Here is an 8,298-nt window from a genome sequence, read left to right as displayed (position 1 = left end):
TGATTCCCTTCACTGGAAAAATCCACGTTGACGGGCATCTGATTCGCAATCTGATTCCCTTCACAAAGAAAATCCATATTGACGGGCATCTGATTCGCAATCTGATTCCCTTCACTGGAAAAATCCACGTTGACGGGCAGCTGATTCGCAATCTGATTCCCTTCACTGGAAAAATCCACGTTGACGGGCATCAGAATCGGAATCTGGTTCCCTTCACAAAAAAAATCCACATTGATGGGCATCAGAATAGCAATCTGGTTCCCTTCACTGGAAAAATCCAAAAAAACCTCCAAACTCCCCAAGGGAGCCTGAAGGCTTTAAAGCAACCGATTAAACTTCTTCACAATATTCATCAAAATATTGCTGAAGCTTATTTACGACGGACATCGGATCATGTCCTTCGATTTCATGGCGTTCCACCATCGTGCAAAGCTTGCCGTCTTTCATGAGTGCAAAGGATGGTGATGAAGGCGGATAATTGACAAAAAAGCTTCTCGCTTTTGCTGTAGCTTCTTTATCTTGTCCGGCAAAGACCGTCACCAGGTTGTCAGGACGCTTATCAAAGTGAATGGCATTTGCTGCGGCAGGGCGTGCAATCCCGCCTGCACATCCGCATACTGAGTTAATCATGACGAGGGTTGTGCCTTCTTTGGCGAATGCCTCTTCTACATCCTCGGCAGTTTTCAGCTGTGTATAGCCGGCGGTTTCCATTTCCTGGCGCGCTTGTCTGACAACATCATTCATAAATAAATTGAAATCCATGTGAATCGCTCCTTCTGAAAAATCCTTGCTGCCCCATCATCATAACAAGTCAGGCAGCTCTCCAACCATTATATTCGATTTTTTAATTTTTTTATAGTAAATGGGTTTAATTCCAATTCATGCGGGTACAATAATAATACATCTAGATCCATACCCCTAAACTCCCTAGATGTCTCGGATAGCGGCAACACGCTATCCCTTTTTTTTGGTCTAAAACCCTCGTCCAGTATATTTAGCAAATAACAATTCGACCGCACTTGAAACAGTTCGTTTCTCTTCCATCACATCTTCCATGATCTGCGGCAAAATATCTTTTACGGCTTGATTCTGCAGAAAATGCTGATGCAACTGATCTGCAATCGATGAATTCAGCCATTCCCTCGCCTGAGTTTTCCTTCGGGTTTGAAAGCCCCCGCTCTTCGTTGTTTCCGTGACGAATTTGCCAATGACGTTCCACATATCTTCGATGCCATCACCTTGTAGCGATGAACATGTATATGCCTCTGTCTCCCAGCCTTTTGTGGCGGGCTGCAAAAAATGAAGGATTTGATTATATTCAGACTTTGTTTTCAATGCCCTGCTGAGATTATCTCCATCTGCTTTATTGACAACAATTGCATCTGCCAGTTCCATGATTCCTTTTTTCATCCCTTGAAGCTCATCACCTGCCCCCGTCAAGACAAGCAGCATGAAGAAATCGACCATGCCCCTTACGATGACTTCGCTTTGACCGACACCGACTGTTTCAATAAGGATGACATCATACCCTGCAGCTTCACAGAGAGCAATCGTTTCACGCGTTTTGCGGTGGACGCCGCCAAGGGTGCCACCGGAAGGAGATGGCCTGACAAAAGCATTGGGGTGCTTGACAAGGTTCTCCATCCTTGTTTTATCTCCCAGGATGCTTCCTCCTGTCATGGTAGAACTCGGATCAACCGCCAATACCGCGACACGATGCCCTTTTTCACATAGCATTTGTCCAAAAGCTTCTATGAATGTGCTTTTCCCCGCTCCCGGAACACCAGTAATGCCAATGCGAATGGATTTCCCTGCGTGGGGCAGTAAGTTGTTCAACATTTCCTGGGCTCGTTCAAAATGGTGCGGTGCATTGCTTTCGATCAAGGTGATTGCCCTTGCTAAAAGTGATCGATCACCTTGAATGACACCACCGACAATCTCATCGATCTTCATATCATTTGCCTTCACTTTTTTGAATTTGGCTCCGGACTTTTTGTCGTTCATGTTATACCTGCACTTCCTCATAGCCAAGTCTGCGGTAGATTTCTTCGATCACCTTTTGAGCAGCGACCGGAATGACCGTGCCAGGTCCAAAAATGGCAGAAGCCCCTTTTTCATACAAGTAGGCATAGTCCTGGGCGGGAATGACGCCTCCGATGACGACCAAAATATCCTCGCGTCCCAATCCTCTCAATTCTTCGATGAGTTGAGGCAAAAGTGTTTTATGCCCGGCTGCAAGTGAACTTACCCCAATGACGTGCACATCATTTTCAACTGCTTGCTGAGCCGTTTCCTTCGGTGTTTGGAATAAAGGGCCGATGTCTACATCGAATCCTAAATCGGCAAAGGCTGTGGCAATGACCTTGGCTCCTCTGTCATGTCCATCCTGACCCATTTTTGCAATCAGGATCCTTGGTCTTCTCCCCTCATTCTCAAGGAAATCATTCGTCATTTCCTGAACGGCCGTTATTTCTTCTTCATTGGAAAAAGCTGTGCTGTAAACCCCGCTGATAGAGCGGATGACAGCTTTATGCCTGCCGCTGACCGCTTCGACCGCATCCGAAATTTCACCGATGGTTGCCCTCGCGCGCGCAGCATTTACAGCATACTCCAACAAATTCCCTTGTCCGGTTGCTGCGGCTTCAGTCAGCTTTTGAAGTGCCAGTGACACTTCTTCATCATTCCGTTCGGATTTCAATAATTGGAGTCTTGCAATTTGTTTTTCTCTTACGACAGTATTATCGATATCCAGCGTTTCGATCGGGTCTTCTTTATCCAATCGATATCGGTTGACCCCGATGATTGACTCTTTCCCTGAATCGATCATCGCCTGCCTTTTAGCGGCAGCTTCTTCAATTCTCATTTTCGGAAGTCCTGTTTCAATCGCTTTGGTCATGCCTCCCAAGCTTTCGATTTCCTCAATATGCTCCCACGCTTTTTCCATCAAATCATGTGTGAGTGATTCGACATAATAAGAACCTGCCCATGGATCGATCACATCGGTTATACCCGTTTCTTCCTGAAGGTACAATTGAGTATTCCGGGCGATGCGCGCAGAGAAATCGGTAGGGAGTGCAATCGCTTCATCCAGTGCATTCGTATGCAGCGACTGGGTATGCCCCATTGCTGCAGCATGCGCTTCGATCAATGTTCTCGTGACATTATTGAACGGATCCTGCTCCGTCAGGCTCCAGCCGGAAGTTTGCGAATGAGTCCTCAATGCCATCGTTTTCGGGTTTTCAGGTGAAAAGGTCTTCATCATCTTCGCCCAAATTCTTCTGGCAGCACGAAGCTTGGCCACCTCCATAAAATAGTTCATTCCGATCGCCCAAAAAAACGATAATCTCGGGGCGAATGAATCGATGCCAATTCCCGCACCAAGACCTGTCCTTACGTATTCAAGACCATCTGCCAATGTATAGGCAAGCTCAATATCCGCTGTCGCCCCTGCCTCTTGCATATGATAGCCTGATATACTGATGCTGTTGAATTTCGGCATATACTTGGATGTATATTCGAAAATATCCGCGATGATTTTCATCGACATTTTCGGAGGATAGATATATGTGTTCCTTACCATGTATTCTTTCAAAATATCATTTTGGATCGTGCCTGCCAGATGTTCTTTCGCTACACCTTGCTCCTCCGCGGCCACAATGTAAAATGCCATGATGGGAAGGACGGCACCGTTCATCGTCATCGACACGGACATCTGATCCAAAGGAATTCCGTCGAATAATATTTTCATATCCAATATCGAGTCGATTGCCACTCCGGCTTTTCCCACATCCCCTACCACTCTTGGATGATCGGAATCATATCCTCGATGGGTCGCCAGATCAAAGGCAACGGATAGACCTTTTTGTCCCATCGCCAGATTTCTGCGATAAAAAGCATTGCTTTCCTCTGCCGTTGAAAAACCGGCATATTGGCGGACCGTCCAGGGACGATTGACATACATGGTCGGATATGGACCTCTCGTATATGGTGGAAGCCCCGGCATATCCTCGTTATGATCGACTTTTTCCGAATCATTTCCGAAGTAATGGGATTTGACGGAGATGGATTCATTCGTTTCAAAAAGATGAGTATCCCTATTTTTAAATTCTGACCCTTTTACACTAGAAGGAAATGGATGTATGTTTTTAAAATCAGGCTTTTTCATTTTTTTCTCCCCTCTCCCAAAGTTCAAGCAGGGACTCCAGCTTTTCAACGATGTTTTGCTCATTGTAAATGGAGCCATCAATCCCCCATTCAGCCATCTGCCCTTCGTTCTGCTTACCGGCAATGTCAATGACGGCATTTGGCCATACCCGCTTTAGCATTCGGACCGTTTCTCCAGCAAATTCTGTATATGACTCGGCACTGCCGCAAATCACGCAGTAATCAAATTCATTCACATTGATAAATTCCTCGATATCTTCCGGGGCATGGCATTCTTTGCTCTTGACCGATTCAATTCCAGCAACGGCAAGAAATCCAGAAACGAAATCCATCCGTGGTTTATGGCTTTTTAACGTGCCAAGCCCAATCAAACCAGCAGTCGGACATTTGCCCTTATCCTGCAATTTTTTTGTTTTATTCCTTAATCTTTCAAATGCAGCAGAAAGACGTTCAATACGAAGAGGGACGATATCGACATAGTCATCCGGCCATGCTTTGGCCATTACATTTTGTAGAGTGGGTGCAAATATTTTATCTTCCAGGTTTGCATATATATTTGTCCCGATCATTTGCTTTTTCCTTACTTCAAGTTCTTCCATCCTTCTATTTCGAACCGCTTCAACCTCTGCCTGGATTTGTCCAGACATCAATCCAGCCGGCAGTCCGCCTTGTTGATCCAGTTCAAGAAACAGCTGCCAGGCATCTGTTCCCAGCTGTTTCGTCAATGATTCTATAAAATAAGACCCTTTTCCGGGATCAACTACCCTGCTGAGATGAGCTTCATCTCTCAAGATAAAATGAATGTTCCTTGCTATACGCTCTGAAAATTCATTTGTTTCCTCATATGCTTCATTAAAAGGAGGGATATGCAAATAATCCACGCCGCCGATGACTGCCGAGAACGCCTCCGTCCCTGATCGAAGCAAGTTCACATAAGGGTCCAAGGATGATTTTGTCAATAGTGAAGCCTCTGCGCTGATCGTCAATGCTTGTGAAAGATCCTTTACACCATATGCGTTCAAGACACTGATCCAGAGCTGTTTGAAAGCCCTAAGTTTGGCTATTTCCAAAAAATATTGGCTGCCGATGGAAAAGTGAAATACCATTCGGCTGACAATTTCATCAATCGTCCAAACGTCCCTCAATGCTTCGATATACTCTACACCCTCTGAAATGGCATAGCCGATTTCCTGCACTGCATTTGCTCCGGCTTGATGATATGGAGTGGTGTTGATTAATATAGTCTTCAGTCTTGGATTCGTACCTTTTATATTCGTAATCCTTTGTTTCCAATCTTGGAAAGACGTTGAATTTGCTTGGATTTGCTTTCCGCATGACAGACTTTCAGACCATATATCGAAAGCGAAAACCCCTGATAATGATGGCTGCCTGCATATTGTAGAAGATAGGCTTTCAAACGTAATTGCGTCAGTCGCAAAAATAGGATAATCATTTCCTTGCAGCAGCTCTTCAATAAAGGCCGCTGCTCCTTGGTCGTCCAAAGATAAATCTTTCAAACTGAATGACTTGCAATTCTGTCCACGTTCGATGGATTTCTTCATTTTTTCAATCAATCCACTGGTGGTTGATGAATGGATGCGCTGTGAGACAAACCATTCGTTTCTATCTTTAAAGGATGGGATTCCAACATGTTCATCACGGTCCACTTCCGTATAAAGAGGCTTTATATCAACATTCTCATATGTTTTGGAAAATAGCGCTTCAACCGGTTTCCCCTTTAGTGTTTTTTCTGCAAGCATTTTCCAATCTTCAACACTGAAGCGCTCGAAGTTTTGAGATTTCATTTTTTCAATATGCAAAATCACTTCCCCCTCCGCCCTTGAAATCGTTTACATAATTAAATAGGAAAATTCTAAATCTTTTCTATATTGCTATTTTAGTATATAAAAAAAAGTGCTTTTATACAATAAATGAAGGGCCAATTATCTATTCCTTTGGATTTTCGATTTAGAAGGTATTCCATGGCTGATTTCCGCTCCAACCAACATCATATGATGATTTTTCATCATTTTATTGTTGACACTCTCCCAGGTTTCAAAGAAAATGGCCGTTTGGAGCTGGATTTCCGCGGTGTCAGCCTTCCAAACTGACAAATTGGCCGGTTTCATAGGGTCATAGCGGTGCCGGGGAGCGTTTGCAGATGCTGTTTCCCTCACAATTAAGGATTTTTCCATCACTTCTGCGATTTATTCCATCACTTCCATGAATTTCTCCATCAGAGTCGGCGTTATTTCCATCACTTATCACCATTTCTCCATCAACGGCTGCAATCGGACTGAAGAAAACAATCTAGGTAAAAGGCTAGTTGCTTACTGCTCCATAGGATGCAGCCTAAACGAAAGAACCCGGCTTATGCCGGGTTCTTTCTGGTTATTATTTTATTTCTCCGTTATTCATTAAATCTTCATACAGTGAATAATCTGCCTTCACCTGTTGGTAATAGTCGCTGCTGTATGCCAATACCTTCGTCTTGAATTGCGGCCATACATCGATGGCGTCAAGTGCACCCTGCTCAAAATTATAGTCGACGAAGTTAGTTGAGTAATCTTTGTCCGCCCTCGCATGTGCATAAGCAAGTGCTTTTGCAGAATATTTTACGAAATCCTCTAAATCGGACTTGCTGTTAAAATCTTTTGCTTTGATTCCTTCCTTCCAAGGGGATATCCTTCTAACGCGGAACGATTTATTATTGAAGGTCATATAACCTAAGTGGTTGTCCACCTCTGTTTCTTCAGCCAAATACGCTATGGAAGACCTTTGTGCATGATTGGTGAATTCTGAATCGTAAGTACTTTGAGAAAGACTTCCTTCCATAAACATTGAAGGTAATCGCTGCTCCTTGATTTCAAGGATTTCATCGTCATCCGCAGAGGAGCTATCCCCTTCTATAAGTACGTAATACTTATCCACTCCAAGGCTTCCCAGCCCAGAGTGCAGCCTTCTTGCAATATCCTTTATCGTAAAATACGATGAAGGTTTTGATTGGACGAATGAGTCAATAGTAGATTTATATCCATTCCAGTTTGCGGAGATCGCCGAATAGTCTCCAGAGCTTACCGGAGCCAAGTCTGAATTGGAGAAGTCAAAGGTCCTGCCGCTGCTCCCTGTCACAGTCCATTTGTCAAGCAGTTTCGCTTTATCATCAGAGCTTTTCGCATCCCTAAGCTGGTCCTGGACAAATCCGCTGGATAAGTACCCCTCATCAAGTTGAACAGAGGTTTCACTGCTGTTCCCATTCACTTCTTTTAACGTATCCTGATACGTTTGGAGGAATGAAGAAACAAGATCACTTCGTTCCTGATCAGAAAGTGAAACGTTTGGAGTCTCATCACACAAAAGGAAAATACTTGTAGAAAAACGGATTAAATCCCAATAAAATGGCGCAATGTACGATTCATCAAAATCATTCAAATCAAATTTCACTTCACCTTTGTCATTATCAAAAAAACCGACATTGTCTGTATGAGCATCGCCTTCGATCCATGTAGAAATATTCTGTGTCGACTTCCATTCTGCAGGGATCGGGATGACTCCATTCCCTAAATCAGAGTAATACACATAATTGGTTGCACGGAAAAAGGCGAATGGCGACTGTTCCATTGCTTGAAATTTTTCATCCCTGATGGAAGAATCGGTGATGAAAGAATTTGCGTTCAGAATTTGCTGTTTTAAACTGGATTCCCTTGCAGCAGTTTGATCCGCTGCACTCGCTCCATTGATGGATATGAGGGATGTTATAAGAGCTGAGGTCAATATGATGCTTTTTTTCAATGTTTTTCCTCCTTCTGTAGTATTAATGATTAACCAGGTTACAGTTTAAAGGAAGAATATTATGTGGAAGTTAAGGAAATGTAAATGTTTTCATTAAGCCTTTATTGATGGAGTTTATCCCGATAACAGAAAAAGTGCAGGTAAAAAAACAAACGGACCAAGGAAATTTCCCTTGGCCCCAATGGTTTTATGCTTGCACCTTCCGCTCCATTCAACATCATATTACGAATTTTCATTAGAAAAAACTCCTCCAATTTCAATTTTAAAATGACCGTTTGAAGCTGGTTTTCCGCTCCGCCTGCCTTCCAAACTGACAAATTGATCGGATTCATAGGTTCATAG

At 43.6% G+C, this 8,298-nt stretch carries 7 protein-coding genes; all 7 read right to left on the bottom strand.

Translation table 11 applies throughout. From position 1 onward, the window contains the following. On the bottom strand, window positions 1–281 hold a 281-nt coding region (locus tag D9X91_RS21135; RefSeq protein ID WP_199738154.1), incomplete at its 3' end, for a hypothetical protein. Between the two features lie 49 nt (window positions 282–330). Next, a complete protein-coding gene (locus D9X91_RS21130; protein ID WP_121682642.1) occupies window positions 331–768 on the bottom strand; it encodes a BrxA/BrxB family bacilliredoxin in 438 nt (145 codons plus the stop codon). 204 nt (window positions 769–972) lie between these two features. After that, window positions 973–2,004 (bottom strand): methylmalonyl Co-A mutase-associated GTPase MeaB, encoded by a 1,032-nt coding sequence (gene meaB / locus D9X91_RS21125; protein ID WP_233569882.1) that lies wholly within the window; start codon window positions 2,002–2,004, stop codon window positions 973–975. A 1-nt stretch (window position 2,005) separates the two neighbouring features. Further along, a complete protein-coding gene (gene scpA, locus D9X91_RS21120) occupies window positions 2,006–4,165 on the bottom strand; it encodes a methylmalonyl-CoA mutase (RefSeq protein WP_121682640.1) in 2,160 nt (719 codons plus the stop codon). Next, window positions 4,152–5,984, bottom strand: coding sequence for a methylmalonyl-CoA mutase family protein (locus D9X91_RS21115; RefSeq protein WP_121682639.1), 1,833 nt, complete (start codon window positions 5,982–5,984; stop codon window positions 4,152–4,154). Before D9X91_RS21115 ends, scpA begins: the two co-directional genes overlap by 14 nt. A gap of 574 nt (window positions 5,985–6,558) precedes the next feature. Then, window positions 6,559–7,956 (bottom strand): DUF2252 family protein, encoded by a 1,398-nt coding sequence (locus D9X91_RS21105; RefSeq protein WP_158598382.1) that lies wholly within the window; start codon window positions 7,954–7,956, stop codon window positions 6,559–6,561. A 101-nt stretch (window positions 7,957–8,057) separates the two neighbouring features. Further along, the coding region (locus D9X91_RS22975) for a hypothetical protein (RefSeq protein ID WP_233569881.1) at window positions 8,058–8,298 on the bottom strand (241 nt) is incomplete at its 5' end.

The sequence above is a fragment of the Falsibacillus albus genome (assembly GCF_003668575.1).
Classification (GTDB): domain Bacteria; phylum Bacillota; class Bacilli; order Bacillales; family DSM-25281; genus Falsibacillus; species Falsibacillus albus.
Note: the sequence above shows the minus strand (reverse complement) of the source record. Positions and strands in the feature narration are given on the sequence as shown.